This window comes from Echinicola jeungdonensis, assembly GCF_030409905.1.
Classification (GTDB): domain Bacteria; phylum Bacteroidota; class Bacteroidia; order Cytophagales; family Cyclobacteriaceae; genus Echinicola; species Echinicola jeungdonensis.
The window spans coordinates 1,792,784-1,810,458 of record NZ_JAUFQT010000001.1 but is presented as its reverse complement, the minus strand read 5'-3'; the positions used below and the strand labels follow the sequence as shown (position 1 = coordinate 1,810,458).

General features: G+C 41.2%; 14 protein-coding genes. 10 read left to right on the top strand and 4 right to left on the bottom strand.

The genetic code is table 11. The annotated features are described in order from the left end of the window. The first annotated feature begins 3 nt into the window (after positions 1-3). On the top strand, positions 4-1,797 hold the full coding sequence (gene asnB, locus QWY93_RS07760; protein WP_290247609.1) for an asparagine synthase (glutamine-hydrolyzing): 1,794 nt from the start codon (positions 4-6) through the stop codon (positions 1,795-1,797). Continuing rightward, positions 1,794-3,023: a glycosyltransferase family 4 protein gene (locus QWY93_RS07755; RefSeq protein WP_290247608.1), complete on the top strand. Its 1,230-nt coding sequence runs from the start codon at positions 1,794-1,796 to the stop codon at positions 3,021-3,023. The genes asnB and QWY93_RS07755 overlap by 4 nt, the downstream gene beginning before the upstream one ends. Here the strand turns inward: QWY93_RS07755 and gldB are convergent. After that, complete coding sequence (gene gldB, locus QWY93_RS07750; RefSeq protein WP_290247607.1) at positions 2,992-3,990, bottom strand: gliding motility lipoprotein GldB; 999 nt, start codon at positions 3,988-3,990, stop codon at positions 2,992-2,994. The genes QWY93_RS07755 and gldB overlap by 32 nt on opposite strands. A 133-nt stretch (positions 3,991-4,123) precedes the next feature. On the opposite strand from gldB, the gene QWY93_RS07745 reads away from it, so the two are divergent. Both QWY93_RS07745 and QWY93_RS07740 read left to right on the top strand, forming a co-directional pair. Next, positions 4,124-5,467 (top strand): fasciclin domain-containing protein, encoded by a 1,344-nt coding sequence (locus tag QWY93_RS07745; RefSeq protein ID WP_290247606.1) that lies wholly within the window; start codon positions 4,124-4,126, stop codon positions 5,465-5,467. A 347-nt stretch (positions 5,468-5,814) separates the two neighbouring features. Beyond that, complete coding sequence (locus QWY93_RS07740) at positions 5,815-7,596, top strand: sodium:solute symporter family protein (protein WP_290247604.1); 1,782 nt, start codon at positions 5,815-5,817, stop codon at positions 7,594-7,596. A gap of 424 nt (positions 7,597-8,020) precedes the next feature. On the opposite strand, the gene QWY93_RS07735 is transcribed toward QWY93_RS07740, so the two are convergent. Beyond that, positions 8,021-9,634 (bottom strand): glycoside hydrolase family 10-like protein, encoded by a 1,614-nt coding sequence (locus QWY93_RS07735; protein WP_290247603.1) that lies wholly within the window; start codon positions 9,632-9,634, stop codon positions 8,021-8,023. 35 nt (positions 9,635-9,669) lie between these two features. After that, complete coding sequence (gene gldD, locus QWY93_RS07730) at positions 9,670-10,254, bottom strand: gliding motility lipoprotein GldD (protein ID WP_290247602.1); 585 nt, start codon at positions 10,252-10,254, stop codon at positions 9,670-9,672. Between the two features lie 123 nt (positions 10,255-10,377). Here gldD and QWY93_RS07725 point away from each other — a divergent pair, with 123 nt between their 5' ends. Beyond that, complete coding sequence (locus QWY93_RS07725) at positions 10,378-10,902, top strand: DinB family protein (protein ID WP_290247601.1); 525 nt, start codon at positions 10,378-10,380, stop codon at positions 10,900-10,902. 201 nt (positions 10,903-11,103) lie between these two features. On the opposite strand, the gene QWY93_RS07720 is transcribed toward QWY93_RS07725, so the two are convergent. Continuing rightward, positions 11,104-12,108 (bottom strand): NTPase, encoded by a 1,005-nt coding sequence (locus tag QWY93_RS07720; RefSeq protein ID WP_290247600.1) that lies wholly within the window; start codon positions 12,106-12,108, stop codon positions 11,104-11,106. 71 nt (positions 12,109-12,179) lie between these two features. Between QWY93_RS07720 and QWY93_RS07715 the strand changes: the two genes are divergently transcribed. The 5 genes from QWY93_RS07715 (at position 12,180) to QWY93_RS07695 (ending at position 16,810) form a co-directional block, all read left to right on the top strand. Beyond that, positions 12,180-13,076 carry a M28 family peptidase gene (locus QWY93_RS07715; protein ID WP_290247599.1) on the top strand — a complete coding sequence of 299 codons (897 nt, stop codon included), beginning with the start codon at positions 12,180-12,182 and terminating at the stop codon, positions 13,074-13,076. Between the two features lie 107 nt (positions 13,077-13,183). Next, on the top strand, positions 13,184-14,098 hold the full coding sequence (locus tag QWY93_RS07710) for a patatin-like phospholipase family protein (protein ID WP_290247598.1): 915 nt from the start codon (positions 13,184-13,186) through the stop codon (positions 14,096-14,098). Then, positions 14,095-14,733, top strand: a complete 639-nt coding sequence (locus tag QWY93_RS07705) for a class I SAM-dependent methyltransferase (protein ID WP_290247597.1) — start codon at positions 14,095-14,097, stop codon at positions 14,731-14,733. Before QWY93_RS07710 ends, QWY93_RS07705 begins: the two co-directional genes overlap by 4 nt. 11 nt (positions 14,734-14,744) lie before the next feature. Continuing rightward, entirely contained in the window at positions 14,745-15,356 is a 612-nt protein-coding gene (locus QWY93_RS07700) for a trimeric intracellular cation channel family protein (protein ID WP_290247596.1), read from the top strand. A gap of 533 nt (positions 15,357-15,889) precedes the next feature. Further along, positions 15,890-16,810 carry an IS1595 family transposase gene (locus tag QWY93_RS07695; RefSeq protein ID WP_290247323.1) on the top strand — a complete coding sequence of 307 codons (921 nt, stop codon included), beginning with the start codon at positions 15,890-15,892 and terminating at the stop codon, positions 16,808-16,810. The last annotated feature ends 865 nt before the right edge of the window (positions 16,811-17,675 follow it).

The following is a 17,675-nucleotide window of genomic DNA, read 5'->3' as shown; positions in this document are numbered from 1 at the left end:
GGCATGTGCGGTATCAACCTGATAGTTAATTACCCAGAAAAGGGTGAAAAGGGAATCCAGAAAATGATGGAGGCAACCCGTCATCGTGGGCCAGACCATTCTAACTGGAAAATGGTAAGCCCCAATTTGATGCTGGCCAGCAACCGCCTTAAAACCATCGACCTGAATTCCTGGTCCAACCAACCCCTTTGTCTGGACGATGGCCAGATTTTTTTGGCTTGGAATGGGGCAATTTACAACTATGAAAACCTAAGAAACCGCCTTTTGGATAAAGCGGTAACCTTCGAAAGCAGGTCTGATTCAGAGGTATTGCTTCGTTGGATCCAGCATTTTGGCACCAAAGGCTTACAGGAATTGGAGGGCATGTTTGCAATTGCTTTCTTGGACAAAGCCAATCGACAATTGATTATTGCCAGAGATCCTCATGGGAAAAAGCCTTTATACTATCATAAGCAGGAAAACAAATGGTTGTTTTCCTCTGAAGCAAGGGCAATTGCCACCTCCGGCTTAATCCATAAAAGTCTTAATGAATCCCAATTTTTGCCTTTTTTCTACTACAGACATGCTTTTCCGGACCAATCGTTTTTTAGAAATATCCATCAATTCCATGCAGGGGAATTTTGGAAAATGAACTTTGAGGGAAAAATTTTGGAAAAAGGGAGTCTGGAAATAAAAAAAACAGAAATCCCCCTTCCCAATAAAAATAAATTTAGGGAGCTTTTATTGGATGCCCTCCTCAAACAAGGTTTTGCAGATGTCCCTGTTGGAATATTATTAAGTGGTGGAGCTGATAGTAGCCTTTTGTTGGATATCTGGCATGAGGAAACAGGGATCCCATTGCATACTTTTACTGCCACATTTGAAGCCAAATATTTAAGTCAATACCAAGACCCTAAGTATGCTTCCTGGGTTTCAAAAAAATACCATGGGGAACATCATGAAATTTGTATCACTCCAGAATCAATTTTGGAAAATTGGTCCAGTTATATCAAAGACTTGGATCAACCCATTGGTGATAGTGCAGGGTTTATCAGTTGGATGATTGCCAGAGAGGCCAAAAAAACGGTAAAAATCCTCTTAGGTGGAGCTGGTGCAGATGAGCTTTTCAGCGGATATAACAGGCACAAGGCCTATCGTTACTATCTTCAAAATAAAAAATGGCTCACTTCCTTTGGGAGCAAGGGGGAATGGTTGCCTTTGGGAAGAAGATTTAAGAAATTTCTAAATGCGCTTTCCGCATCTGAGCAAATTACTTACCTGAATTTTAGTGCTCTACAAAACATACCGGAAAAATCCAGAGGCCTTTTTGAGGCTTATTATCCAAATGAAAAGGACCCATACCTTTCCGCATTGGAATGGGACAGGCAATTTTACCTGCCCAATGATGTTTTAAAAATCCATGATAATGCCCTGATGGCCCATGGAATAGAAGGAAGGGCACCTTATTTGGATGGTGCCTTGCTGAGCTTGAGTAGATCTTTAAGTGAAGCCCAACATCTCTCCCTGGAACCAAAACAATGGATCAGGGAATTGCTGGAGGATGTAGGATTAAAAAAAGTAAGCAAAAGGAAAAAACTGGGCTTTGGCTTGCCAATAAGAGAGTGGTTGGAGAGTCATTCTGAATTCAAAAGAATGGTATTTGGAGAAATTAAAGCTTTTGAAAATCAATTTGGGGAATTATTTCCTGATGATATGCGTACTTTGTCTAAAAATCCGGAAAGCCATTTGAAAGACAGTTTTCTCCAAATTTGGAATGTATTTGTGTTGGCCAGTTGGATAAGGATCCATCAATTATGAAAGTCATCTATATCCATCAGTATTTTGTGACCCCACGAGAAGGAGGTGCGGTAAGATCCTATCACCTTGCCAAAGGATTGGTTGATGCCGGTATTGAAGTGGAAATGATTACCGCCCACAATAATCCGGAATACGATTTTAAAGTAATAGAAGGAATTAAAGTCCATTATTTACCGGTAGCTTATGACAACTCTTTTGGTTTTTTCAGAAGATCTTATGCATTTTTTTCTTTTGTCCATCTAGCAAAACAATTGATCAAAAAACTACCCAGACCAGACCTGTTATATATCACCTCCACCCCGCTGACCACGGGTTTTATTGGTCTTTGGGCAAAGAAGAAATTTGCCCTGCCCTACATTTTTGAGGTTAGGGATTTGTGGCCTGAAGCCCCCATACAGGTTGGGGCCATACAAAATAGATTTCTAAAATGGAGGCTCTACCATCTGGAAGCAAAAATTTACCGTCATGCCCTCCAGATTGTGGCCTTGTCTCCTGGAATCCGCCAATACATTCAAAAAAAGAGCCCACAGGCTTCCATCAACCTGATCCCCAATTTTGCAGACACTTCATTTTTCGACCCTGCTATGGCAAAGGGGGACAAAATTTTAAAGGTGCTGGGCTGGGATACAAAAAAGTTGACCATTGCCTATACGGGTGCCATTGGAGATGTCAATGCCGTGGAGGAATTATTGACTTTGGCAATGGAGGCAAAAAGGAAAAACAAAAATTGGCAGTTTGCCATCATGGGCAAAGGGAAGAACCTTTTTTCTCTTCAGCAAAAAGCCAAAAAAATGGAATTGGAGCACCTTGTTTTTTTACCATTTGGAAATAAAGGTGAGGTACGAGAACTGCTTTCCCTTACTGATTTGGCTTTTATCTCATTTGACCATTGGCCGGTCCTCCAAACCAATAGCCCCAATAAGTTTTTTGATTCCCTTGCCATGGGAAATGCCATATTGGTCAACCAAAAAGGTTGGTTGAATGAATTGGTCAAAAGCCATCAAATAGGGTATTATTTTGATATTAACAAAATGGACCTCCTTATTGACCAGTTGGAAAGATTGGAAAAAGACAAAAAAATGCTTCAGGGCATGAAAAACAGATCCAGAAACCTGGCAGAACTTTATTTCTCCAAGGAACTGACTGTAAAGAAACTTCTTTTCACCATCGCTCCCCAAAAATACCCCAGACCGGCTATTGACGAGGTTTATAACCTGACTGGGTAAATATCTTTTGGGAGTCCTTTTCCTTCATCAGCTCAGTAAGACTAATATCATTGTTGAACCGGTAATCATCCACAATATTCCAGCCCATCCATCGGCCCACCCGGCCCGGGGCATCCGGACTGATAATGTCTGTAGCAGGGGCTTCCCCGGTATACTTCCTGATTTCGAATGCATTGGTTTCATATATGGCCTCATTTTCAATTAGATGAGTCCAAATAAAAGCTTCATTGGCATAGCAGGCCTCCACTTCCTTTTCGGAATATCCAATAATTAATCTTTCAGGAGTGCAAGGGAGCATGGCTTTGGCAAAATGATACGCTTTTCCATAAAAAATCATCTCGGCCAAAAGGGTGTTTTCCTTCAGATTGCTTTCAATAAACCTGGCGGAAAGGGCGGTTATAATCATTGGCACCAAATGCTCCTGGGTATACCTTTCAGCAATGTATCGGGGAATTTCCGGAGGTTGGAACCGGTGTTCTGCAGGCAAAAAGTAATCCAAGCCAATAACAATCATCTCCTGATCCAAATAAAGATCAGAGGTAAAGCCACTTACAAAAGTGTAAACCTTTGGGACTTCAAAATCGGGATAATAATATGAAATGTGCTTGAAGGCATTTTCCAGAGATTTTTCGATTTCCTCCAAATCCTCAAATTGATTTTGGGTCTCTGTATAAAGCTCCTGAATCAAGGTGTCTGATTTTGTTTTGGCAAGGGATTGGATCAGGGCTTCCCTGCTTGGATATAGATCTTCCTGCAGGTATTTCTGAGTAAACCCAGGATAACTTTCCAAAAATTCTCCAATTTCTTCCTCATTTTCCGCTTCAAATAGCCCAGTTTCCAACCTTTCGATTTTTAGGTTTAAAGGGATATTTTGTACCTCAGGGGAGATTTGACAAGCTTTCTCCTCTTTTTTACAAGCTGCAAGGGTAAGCATCAGGCAGCAAAACAAAGTGAAATATAATTTCATAAATTATTCCCTTCAGGGTGATTTCCCACGTTATTCCAAATCAATTGAGTAATTTTGCCCATTAATTGGAGCCATAAACTTAAGCACGTGATTTGTGGTTCTCAAATCAAACCGATTTAATCATCAAAATTTTATGGCAGGTCATAATAAAAAGGTTTCTTTCTCAAAGAGCATCCCATTAGGATTATTTTTGATGGGGGGATTATTCCTTCTTTTTTCCTGTAAAAAAGATGACCCCATTCCCGGAACGGAAAGTTTAAGCCTTTTACAGATTATTTCGGAGGACCCCAATTTCTCCATAATGTCCGATGCATTAACTAAAACAGAATGGGCGGACACCTTGCAAGGGCCTGGCCAATTTACTGTAATGGCCCCAATAGACGAAGATTTTCAGCAAATGGGTATTGGACAATATGAAGACCTTCAGCCCCAAAAGTGGGACAGTTTATTGCAATACCACATCTTACCGGGGAATTATGAACTGGAACAATTGAATGGCATTGTGCCCACATTATTGGAAGGTCATTTCATCTTTGCGACCAAGGAAGAAGAATCAAAGGTTATCAATGGACAGGTGGGAATCCTGGCAGCCAATATTCCTGCGTCCAATGGTTGGATACATGCATTGGATGCTGTGATTACCCCTGCCACTTATTCTGTAATTGAGGTAATGGATGAAAATGGATTTTCCATATTTGTAGAGGCAGTTCAAAAAGCGGGCCTGGAGAATTTGCTTTCCGAAGATGGCCCATTTACCCTCTTCGTTCCAAGTGATGAAGCTTTTGAAGGTTATTTTGAGGCCCAGGGGATAAGCAAAGAGGGGTGGTTGGAGACACCAGAATTAACGGACTTTTTGCTTTACTTTATGTTGGATGGGGATTTGTCTGCAAAAGATCTTTCTTCAGGAAATTTTCCCACGCGTTTGGGATTGGAGGTATATATCAGCAAAATTACAGATAATGAAATTTGGTTGAATGGCCAGGCCCAGGTCACAATAACAGATCAGGATGCAGGAAATGGAATTATCCATGGACTTGACTCTATTTATTCTGCTCCGGATAAAACCCTTTTAGGTGAAATCACTGAAAATGAAGAAAGCTTTTCCGAATTTTTGGGGGCAATGAACTATTCAGGATTGTGGGAAGAATTGGATGAAGAAAAAGATTATACTTTGTTTGCTCCTACTGACCCGGCCTTTGCTGGTTATTATGCCACCAAGGGAATTACCGGTTATGAAGATATCAATTTAGAGGAATTAAGAGATTTGCTTCGGAATCATATTATCCCTGGCAAGGTTTATTCACAAGATTTTGGGGTCAATTTGCAAATTACCACCTTGCAGGGAGGGGAGCTTTCCCTAAACAGGGAAATGCTGCAGGCCAATGGTTATGGATTATGGGAGGATTATTACAATGTCAATGCTCTAAATGGGGTTATCCATGGAATTCAAGCCTTATTGGAACCCACTGATTATTAGGGGAAAATTGGGATTAGGGAATAAACCCTGATTAATTACTTCTCAGGTCCTGAACAAACTTTCTTGATTGTTTTAACCCAGGGTATTATTAGGTTTTTCTTTTTTCTAGGTTCCGGTATTGGGCAATTGGGTTTTTCAATGTCCCTCCCCTAGGCATATATGGAAATGGTTTTGTCTTATTTCTGAGTTCCTTTTTATTCTAAAATTGAAACCGGTTCAAGCATCCGGTCTGTTGGTCTCCAATTGAAATTGTTTTGGTTTAAGGTTAAATCAAAAACTTTCCCCAAATTTAGTGGGACAAATTTTAGAACTGACCGTGGAATACACGGAAAAACCACCACCAAATTATGACCATTTCTCCTTTGGACTGGGGCATTATCCTGGCCTTTTTTGTAATTTCCATGTTGATCGGGGTGTTTACCTCCAGAAGTGCAGGCAAAAGCAGCAAGGACTTTTTCCTTTCCGGAAGAAACATGCCTTGGTGGCTTCTGGGGGTCTCCATGGTGGCCACTACTTTTTCTGCAGATACGCCCAACCTGGTCACAGACATTGTCCGTAAAAATGGGGTTTCCGGTAACTGGGTTTGGTGGGCTTTTTTGCTGACCGGCATGCTAACCGTCTTTGTGTATGCCAAATTGTGGAGAAGATCTGAAATCACTACCGATCTGGAGTTTTATGAAATCCGCTATGGCGGAAAAGCTGCAGCCTTCTTGCGTGGATTCCGGGCAATTTATTTGGGCGTGTTTTTCAATGTAGTCATTATGGCAACTGTTTCCCTGGCTGCTATCAAAATCGGCGGAGTGATGCTGGGCCTGGAGCCCATTGAAACCTTGTTGATAACTGGGGTAGTGACGGTAATTTATAGTTCCCTGGGGGGCCTGAAGGGGGTATTGCTGACGGATTTTTTTCAGTTTTTTATAGCCATGGCCGGGTCCATTGGAGCAGCTTATTATATTCTTGATTTGCCCGAAATCGGTTCTTTAAATCAGCTATTCAGCCATCCCAATGTTTCAGATAAATTGAACCTTTTGCCGGATTTCAATGACATGAATCTGATCATCCCATTGCTGATCATGCCCATAGCCATACAGTGGTGGGCCACCTGGTATCCTGGAGCTGAGCCAGGCGGAGGGGGTTACATTGCCCAGCGGATGTTATCAGCCAAAGATGAAAAAAATGCGGTTGGCGCTACCCTTTTATTTAACATCGCCCATTATGCCTTGAGGCCCTGGCCTTGGATTATCATTGCGCTCTCTTCATTGATCATTTTTCCGCAAATCCAAGACATGCAAGCTGCCTTTCCCCATATGCCTGCCGACAAACTGGGTAATGACCTGGCCTATTCAGCTATGCTCACCTATCTACCCAATGGCCTAATCGGTTTGGTGTTGGCATCTTTGATTGCTGCGGTAATGTCCACCCTTTCCACGCACCTTAACTGGGGATCTTCCTATGTGGTCAATGATTTTTACTTAAGATTTGTAAAGCCAGAAGCAAGTGAAAAAGAATTGGTGGCCACGGGAAGGATCTCAACTGTGGTACTTATGGTTTTGGCAGCTTTATTGGCTTTGGCTCTTTCCAATGCCCTGGAAGCGTTTAATATCCTATTGCAAATTGGAGCCGGAACTGGATTAATTTTTATTCTCCGTTGGTTTTGGTGGCGGATCAATGCCTATACTGAAATTTCAGCCATGATTATTTCCTTTTTGGTAGCCCTCTTTTTTGAAGTTTTCAATCCGCGTTACGAATGGATATCCATTCCCGATAACATGGCTTACCTCAAACTCCTCTTTGGCGTAGGTATCACCACGATTACCTGGCTGGCAGTTACCCTGCTCACTCCTCCTGAAAAAGAAAGTATCTTATTGGCTTTTTATAAAAAGGTCCACCCTGCCGCCTATGGGTGGAAAAAGCTATTGCATAAATACCCCAAAGAAAAGGTTGAGCAAGGCCAACTACCATTGGAAATAGGCTTGATGCTGACGGGTTCTATTGCTATCTATACCACCTTATTTGCTATCGGTTTTTGGGTATATGGCCAAATTATAGCAGCAGGCCTGGCCACTTTGGTCAGCATTATTGGTTTTGTGATCCTATTTAAGAACTGGAAAAAGATCAGGTTTTTGTAACAGTGAAATTGCCATTTGAGGAAAACCCTTCAAGGATTACTTTAAACAAACCACCATCTTACCGAACCATTGGGTTAAACTTACTTATTGAAGTTTAATTTTCTAATATGCTTAGTTTTGTTCAACCCCAAAAGGGGTTGGAAAGATTTCATAGTCCAATAAACCTCGGGTTTCACCCGAGGTTATTGATGTTGAAGCCTTAACAGGCTTCTTTAAAGCTTTTTTATATTGATAATAGATAAAAAACCGATTCCACTTTTTCAAAATTACAATTGGTTTAAAGTTACCATGTAAATAAAAACCTCTCAAGCCTGTAGGGCTTGAATAAAAATAACCTCGGGAGCATCCCGAGGCCTTTTAGGATCCTCTCCCCTTCCAACTCTGTAGGAGTTGAACATTGTTTGGACTTAATTAATCTAAATCCCTATGGCTGAAACACTACTGTTTGTGAGGTTTGCCCAAAATTGCCCAAAAACCCGATGGCCAGATAATCATAATGATTTTCCAAAAACTGTTTAAACACAAATACCTCCCCATCAAGGGAAGTTTCCGCATATTGTGTCTGAAGGGCTTTCCAGCCAGTTCCATCAAAACCATAAAGTGCAACCGCTTTGGCCAAATACGCATTCCCTATTCTCACCTGAAGGCCCTGGGAAGACAAATGTTTACTTTCAAGTTCAGGCACCAGTTGATCAAAAACCTCAGCAGGATGAACAGATTTAGGGGGAGTCAGAACAGGCTGTTGGTAAACCGTATTTTCCAGCACATCGGCCACATCCCGGTTAAGCCCCATCAATGATTTGGCCCTAAAAAACACATTACCGGCTACTTGGGGATACCTTCTTCCCCAGGCTACCTGCCGGGAAAGCTCCAACTTGTCATTCCATGATTTATCCTGGTTATTTCTGACTTTATAAGCTCCATTTCCCAGGTACAACCGGGTTCCATGGGAATGATCTGCCCACCATTGAACCAATTCCCGGTAAGCAGCCTCCGGAAAATCCATACTCCAGTAAATCTGGGGAATAAGGTAATCCACCCATCCATTTTTCATCCAGGTCAAAGGATCCGCATAAAGGTCATCATAATTGGTATGACCCGCTTTGGTGTCCGAGCCTTTGGGGTCTACAGATGCATTTCGCCAAACCCCAAATGGGCTAACCCCAAATTGTACCCATGGTTTTTTCTCCTCAACCAGGTTATTAACATTTCTAATCAAATCGTTGACATTGGATCTCCTCCAATCTCCCAAGGATAGGTCCTTTCCATATTTTTGGTAGGCCAATTGGTCATTAAAAGTCAAGCCGGAAACTTTATAGGGGTAAAAATAATCATCGAAGTGGACTCCATCTATTTTGTAATTTTCAACCACCTCGCCAACTATCTCCAACATATGATTTTGTACAGAAGGTAAACCAGGATTGTAATAATATTTCCCTGCATATTCCACCATCCATTCCGGATGTTTGAAGTAATCATGGTTGGGGCTTAACTGATCGGTATTGAGGTCAGAAGTTGCCCGGAATGGATTGAGCCAGGCATGAAATTCCATCCCCCTTTGATGAGCTTCTTGTATCATCCAGGTAAGTGGATTCATTGCGGTATTAGGGGATTTGCCCTGTTTTCCAGTTAGATATTTGGACCAGGGAGCATAGTGGGAAGGATAAAAAGCATCCCCTGAAGCCCTGATCTGTACAAATACCGCATTGAAGTTTCTTTGTTTATAAAAGTCCAGGATTTGAATGAAGTCCTTTTGCTGTTGGGCAAAGTCATCCTGTGGGGAAACCGGCCAATCAATATTGGCAATGGTAGCAATCCAAACTCCTCTCAATTCCCGCTTTGGGGCCTCAAAGGCAGGAAGGGCCTTTTTTTCTTCCAGTTTGGTAAGTTCCTTTTCCTCTTCCTTTGGTTTTACCTCTGGGGAAGAAACTTCAGGTTTCGGAGACCAGGGTAAATGGACCCTTGAAATATTCTTATTGCTTGCACAAGCGGTCAACAAGCAAATCAGCAATAGAAGGCAATTATTTCTTAACATCATAATGGATCGAAGGAGGCCAAAAATAGGGCCAAAGGTCAATTTGAATTTTCAAATTTAACCGTATTGATCAAATTCATCATGTCCACCTTGATAAATTCTATTACTGGGGCCAGGGAATCATTTTTTACTGCAGTATTGAAATACAGTGCCCCACGGAGGAAATTTTGGGTAGAATCGGTTACAAAAAACTGAAACTGGGTAGGCACCTCACCACTTAATTCTGCCACCACGCCCGTATAGCCATTTGGTGTTTTCAGCACGGATTCCTCTATGCTATAAGCTTTGATCTGGTGCTTGGCAGTAAGGTTTAAGGCATCATTGAGGTAGCTCCTAAGGGATTTTTCTCCCCCCTTTATCTCTTTATAGGTCAAGTGGACTTTTGCCCCAAAATTTTTATAATTTAAATTGATCCAGTGTTTTTCATCCAAATTAAAGCTATCCGCCTCCACAGTGCTGTAGGTGGATTTTTCAAAATCGTAAGGATAGGGACCGTTCAGCTTTTCATATTTTGGTTTTGGTAAATCAATGCGGTTAAACCCCTTAGGCTTGGGCAGATAGGTACGTTCACAAGCCAGAAAGATGAAAAACAATAAAAACAAGCAATTACTTCTCCAATTCATAGGAACCAAAGATAAAAAATAGATCAGACTCCCCTATTTTCTATATAAAATTTTGCCAATTACATTAATTATTTGCCTGATATTGACGAAATTAAGGAGGTAATTAACCAAACAACTTTACCTATGAAAAATTTTATCAAAAGCTTGACAATGCTGAGCTTGATTTTTATTTGCACAGCGACGACGCTTCAGGCGCAAACCACTATGGAGGAATTTTTGGCCAAATGGGACAACATGAAGGCCTATACTTTGGAATTGGTGGAAGCCATGCCTGAGGACAAGTTGGACTTTAAGCCCTCAGATGAAGCGAGAAGTTTCAGGGAATTGGTCATGCATATTTCCGGAGGTACGGTGATGATGTCCAATAATTTCATTGAAAAAAGGGATCCAGGTTTTGACCTCGAAAAAGCAGATTTGACTAAAGCGGAATTGGTAGAAATGGTAGGAATGGCCATGGATTTTGGTAAGGAGAGTTTCAAAATGCTTACCGAGGAGGAACTTTCAGAAAAAGTGGAAGTATTTGGTAACATGATTACCCGAAGACAAGCTTTGGGTTTAATTGACACCCACAACGTTCATCACCGTGGTAACTTGGTGACCTATTTAAGATTAAACGATATTAAACCCCCTCAATTCAGGGCTTGGTAAAGACCCTATTAAAACCTTATTGGGGTAAATGCTTCAATTCATGTCATTTCAATGGAAGGGGATCGATATTAATTCCAGGTAACCTCCTTTTGTTGAAATGACATTTTTATGTCTAATGTTTTTTCAATTGGAAACTTGTTAAGGCTTCTACAATAATAAGTGACAATTCGTGGACCAATTCATTTTACCAAATGGCAAACCTCACCCTCCTACTTTCAAATTTTCCAGAAATTGAATTAAAGCCTTTTGTCCATACGGATGGGCATCCCAAACCGGGCCCCGGTAAAGTTCATCCCTAACCAAAAACTTGATATAATACTTGACCACAATTCTATCTTTATCAATTGAAGAAGCTGAATTCACACCCATACTTTCCATCAAATCACCTTCGCGGCCTTCCACCCGCATCAGCACAAACTGAATCCTTTCATCCAACAATTCCTCTTTTGATTTTATAGTGCTTAGATAAACCACTTCGTGGGGATAATGTTCCTCCATTATCCTTTCCAGTCCAGCTTTTTCAGCTTGTTGTTCGGCTTGAATGGCTGCTTTTGACCTTCCGATCAAATCATACCTGTAAGAAGTCAAAAGGGCAGTTTGTCCACTGGTCCCGGAAAGGGGCACCCCCAGTTTAAACATATTCAGGTTTAAAGGATTTCTGGCCAAAAAATTTCCCGAAACATCCCCACCGCCACTGGCACCACCTACCAATGGGGGCAAAAAAGTAGGCACTTCCAAAGGCATAAGGTTTTGTGATTTTTGGGAAGCTTCTTTTGCTATTAGTTTTTCGCTTAATTCCTTCAATCCTTCTGCTTGAACTGACCAATTTTCCCCTGCGGAAATGATATCACTTTTTCCATTAAAGGGAATAATATTCAAAAATACCTGACCACTGCTTTTTCTGGTAAGCACCACGATATTACTGATCTGCCGTTGCTTAAATTGCTGAGCATATTGGCCCTGAATTTCCTCTGAAAGTGTTATTTCCTCCAATTCATAATAGGCCACGGGGTCCCCTCCTGCCTCCACCAAATCCGGGTGTATTTCCTGAGCAATACTTTTCCAATCAATAACTGGCCTGGCATCTGGAGCAGCCGAAATAAGGACAACTGCTTTTCCATCCAGAAAAAAAGGAGGAACAGTATTTTGGCAAAATGTTTGAAAGATGGTAGAAAGCCATAAAAATAGGACCGCAATATATTTCATAGGTATGATGGTTCGAAAAGGCTAAATTAGTATTTTAACAACAATACCAGATGATTAATCCTGATATTCCCATGAAAACGCCAAAAATCCTGCCTTTATTGCTTTTTGTACTTTTTCCTTTGTTGATCCAAGGACAAATAATCGACAGGGAGCAGCTTCTCCAGGACATCAAATATTTATCTTCCGACGAATTACAGGGAAGAAAGCCCCTATCTGAAGGCAGTAAAAAAGCACAAAAATATATCAAAAAGCGGTTTAAAGACCTGGAGCTGACCAGTCAATATCAGAATTACACCCAATATTTTTCTTTTAATAATGGTGGAAATAATATTGTGGATGCGGCCAACATCATTGCTTTTATCCCGGGGGAAAAAAGTCAAAATATCATTGTCATCACTGCGCATTATGACCATTTGGGAAAACAAGACGATAAAATTTATAATGGAGCCGATGATAATGCTTCCGGAACTGCTGCCCTTATGGCCATGGCCGCCTATTTTAATGAAAACAGACCCCATCACTCCCTTATTTTTGCTGCATTGGATGCCGAGGAAATGGGACTTCAGGGTGCAAAGGCCCTGGTGAATGATTTTCCTTTTTCCCTGGATCAGGTCATCCTGAACATCAATATGGACATGATCAGCAGGAATGATAATAATGAGTTGTACGCTTCCGGAACCCAACATTACCCCCAGCTTAAACCCATTTTAAAAGAGGCATCTGAAAGTGCTGCTGTAAAACTTCGCTTTGGACATGATATTGCCAATTCCGGAAATGATGACTGGACCCATGCTTCTGACCATGCTGCTTTTCATGACAAGGGAATCCCATTTATTTATTTTGGGGTAGAGGACCATGAAGATTATCACCAACATACGGATGATTTCGAAAAAATTGACCCTGATTTCTATTTTAACGCTGTTGATTTAATTTTGAATTGTACTAAAGCATTGGATGAAAACCTTTGATTACTTTTTCATTTTAGAAATGGAAAATAATAGATTTCATTTTAGCCAATGGAGAACCAATTCTCCATTAATGTAATTCTTAAGTAGAAGCATCCAATGGCCTACATATGTTCAATCAAAACCCTAATTTAAAAAGTAGTTCAAAACAAACCATTTCCCTGGTATTGTCTGGTGGGGGGGCCAGGGGAATGGCCCATATTGGGGTGATTGAAGCATTGGAAGAGGCGGGTTACCAAATTGGATCCATTGCTGGATGTTCCATGGGGGCTTTGGTGGGCGGTATTTATGCCCGGGGGAAATTACAGGATTATAAAGAATGGATTTGCAATCTGGACCGGATCGATGTGTTTTCCCTGATGGACTTTACATTATCCACCCGTGGATTTATCAAAGGCAATAAAGTTTTTCAGGAAATCAAACCCTTTATTGGAGATGAGCTAATTGAGGATCTCCCCATCCCCTTTGCCTGCAATGCTGTTAATATCACCACTGGAGAGGAAAAAATTTTTAGTTCTGGCAGTTTGATGCAGGCCATCAGGGCTTCTGCGGCCATTCCAACCATTATTCAGCCTTTTTTATTGGAGGGAGAATTTTATGTGGACGGCGGTGTGATGTCGCCCATTCCCCTTGCACTGGCCAAGGATTTTAAACAAGACCTAATCATTGCCTCTGATGTCAATGCGCCTATAGCTTGCCAGGTTACAATTAATTCCCAAAACCAGCCAAAACCCCTTATTTCAGTTCCCGCGTGGGTTGTGGATTATAAAAACAAAATGGCCAAATTCCTTCCCCAGGAAGAAAAAGAAAAGCCCAAATTGCCCAGTTTTTTGGACCTGATGAACCTTTCCTTTGACCTGATGCAGGACCGCTTATCTGATTATATAATTCAGACGTATTCCGTGGATGCCGTCATTCAAATGTCCCGGAAAATTTGTGGTACCTTTGAATTTTACCGGGCAAAAGAAATCATCGACATAGGAAGAGAACAGACCTATGCCACCTTAAAACAGTTAAATCCATGAATATCCAAGCACTCAACCAATTGCTGGGAAACATAGATATTTACCTGCTGGACCAAATTTTAAAGGGAAGGTTTGACCAGGAAATGAAAATCCTGGATGCAGGATGTGGGGAAGGAAGAAATCTGATTTATTTGATAAAGGAAGGATACCAAGCTTTTGGGGTAGATCAAAACCCTACAGCCATCCAAATGACCAGAACATATGCCAAAACCATCAAGCCTAAATATGATGTCTTCCGGTTTCAAGTAGCTCAAGTGGAAGACTTACCCTTTCACAAAGGTGCTTTTGAAGCAGTGATCAGTTCGGCAGTACTCCACTTTGCCCAAAACAAACCCCATTTTTTTAAGCAATTTGATGAAATGATGCGGGTTCTTCAGCCGGAAGGGATCCTATTTCTCCGAATGACCACCGGTTTTGGGGGAATGCAGGAAAGAGCCATCGAAAAAGAAGGTGGAGTATACGTATTGCCTGATGGTTCTCAACGGTTTTTAATGACAAAATCCATTCTGGAACAATTGGAAGAAGAATATAATCTTCATCATCTGGAACAGCCCAAATCGGTATTGGTACATGACCAAAGGGCCATGGGGGTATTTGTTATGCAAAAAGGAACAAAAACCAACCAAATGACATAACACTTTTTGATATGGATTTACAGTATATTCTAGAATTGATCGGAACTTATTTCTTTGCCGTATCTGGTGCCCTGGCCGTTCAGGACCGGGAACATGATGTGTTTGGTGCGGGTTTTACGGGGTTTGTTACTGCCATAGGAGGGGGGAGTCTGAGGGACATGTTGCTGGGAAGCTATCCTTTGGCCTGGATTGCAGATATTGGATTTCTTTATACCATTTTGGCCGGTATCCTGAGCACGCTTTTTTTCTTTAAGTTCCTATCCAGATTAAGAAAAACACTTCTCTTTTTTGATTCCATGGGCATTGCCCTATTTACGGTTTTGGGAGTTGAGAAGGCCTTAAACCTAGGGGTAAGATGGGAAATTGCCGCCATTATGGGCATGTTTTCAGCCGTAATGGGGGGGGTGATCCGCGACACCCTGACCAATGCCACTCCGGTACTTTTCAGAAAGGAAATCTATGCCACTGCCTGCCTTGCCGGGGCTTTTATGTACCTGATCTTACGCAATTTTGGTGTAGAAAGGGATATCAATCTATTGGTAAGCTTTTTCCTGATCATCGCCATCCGTCTGATCGCCGTGCGCTACAAACTCAGCCTCCCAAAGTTAGGATGGAAGAAGTAAGTTTTTGGGGTTAAAAGGTTGAAATGTTGGAAAGTTTTAAGGTTGGGGCAGAGTTGGTTTGGAAGATTGTCTCCCGAAGATTCAGCATTATTAACATTAAACAACCCGTATTCCTATGGGCCCTATGTCCTTATTGTGGTAAAACCAATTAATGCCGTAGGCATGGTAAATATTGTAAGGGTGGGTTTCAACCCGCTAAAAAAAATGCGGAAATCAACCATAAATGCTGTAGGCATGATCCATATTAATACGCGCATCCACTGTTTAGAAAAAGTTTGGAGACAGGAAAAAGGAAAATATCGGCCGTGCCGATGGCACTCGCTGGTACCAAGCATAGTCCCATTCCCAGGGATGAATCCCTAGGTTACAGGATGATTCGTGCCTATGGCACTTTGAATGGATTGCAATATTTAAAAATATGTATATCCGCAATGACACCAGTAGCCAAATAAATTAAAAGTGACAGTTAGTGTCAATAGCTTTAGTTAAGTTATTACTCTGTATAAATTGGGTCAAAATAAACGGTTTTGACCATGAATATAATCAACTTCATTAATCGGTTTCCTGACGAGTCTTCCTGTATTAAGTTCCTTAGAGAACAAAGGACAAAATCGGGCATCATTTGCAAACGGTGCAGCTGTAACCGTCATTATTGGCTTGAAAACAAGAAGTCCTTTCAATGTGCTTCATGTGGGTTCAGGACCAGCATCAAGAGTGGTACTGTTATGGAAAACAGCAACCTTCCAATTAGGACCTGGCTGCTGGCCATGACCTTCATAACCGCCACTAAGAAGAGCTTCAGTGCCTCAGAGCTACAAAGGCAGCTTGGGATGAAGCGGTATGAACCTGTTTTCAGGATGTACCATAAACTCAGGAAGGTCATGGGACAACGCGATGATATCTATAGGCTTGAGGATATGGTAGAATATGATGAGGCCTTTGTAGGAAAAGCCACCAAAGCCAAATCCCAAAACAAGCTCAAAAGAGGCAGGGGCAGTCAAAAACAGTCCATTGTAGCGGTAATGGCCGAATCGACAGTTTTAGAAAACCCTGAATCCGGAAAGCTTGAAAAGAGCTGTAGATATTTTAAAATGAAGAAGATAAAGAACTTAGAGGCAAAAACAGCCCAAGGTCTGGTCAAAGAATTCATTGATCAGGACTCAGTGCTTCAAACAGATAAGAGTACCACCTTCTCAGATCTGGGTGACTGTATTGAGGTTCATGTCAGAGAGGTCTCTGGAACTGATAAAGGCCATTTTAACCTCAAATGGGTTCATATAGCCATAAGTAATTTAAAGAAACAGCTGCAGACATACCATATGATAAGTGAAAGGATGATGCAAAACTATCTTGATGAGTTTAGTTATAAGCTCAACAGAAAATATTTCGGTCAAAAACTTTTTGACCGGCTCATTATTGCTTCCATTTATCCTTACTGGCATGATTGCGGATAATCATAATTTTAAAAATTAAAAAATTCAAAGATTGGCTTTCATAGATACAGACAAGGTTACATTCCAAACAAAATTTTTCATTTTACCTTACCAGGAGTACAAATTCAGTCCATTGGGATTCGGGATTCCAAATCCCGAATAGCTGCATAGACGCCCCTACTGTGACCTAAAATCCTGTGTGGTTAATTAAATTCCGGAAAGCAAATTGACAGACCCCAGCCCTGAAAGGGCGAAAAAATTCAACCCGGGGTAGAGCCCCGGGCAAAGTAACTGGACGAAATTTTAAACAAAAAAAAAGCTATGAATAGTACCCATAGCTTTAGTCAATTAACAATAAACCCAAAATAACCTGCTGTAGAGGAAGGATTCGAACCTCCACGGGGCGGTTAGGCAAACACGAGCTCGATATTTGCTTTTTCCCGGAATCCCCACCTCTGAGACAGAGAGGCATGTCTGCCAGTTTCAACACCCTACAGTATGTAAGCTTTTAAGCGCTTTTCGCTTTGCTTTATATTACAAATGTAATACAGCTTTACTTACGTTACAAATATCATAACAAATAAATTTAATTTTTACAGTAAATTTAATTTTTAGATCTTTTTACAAACAAATCAGCAATATTAGATTAAAAATACAAGGCTTGATTTTATTTTTGATAATCCCATAAACCGCTACAATTCAGGATGTAAAGCATTTTAATGTCGAAATGTTGGTTCAGGTATTTGTTGCATGTCCCGAATATGACGGGTCAAGTTGCTAAAAAAAGAATGCATAGGCATTTCATATATGGTAAGGGCGGGTTTTAACCCGTTCAATGAAACGCTAAATCACCCAGAAATGGCGTAGGGATGCTCCATATTAGTGT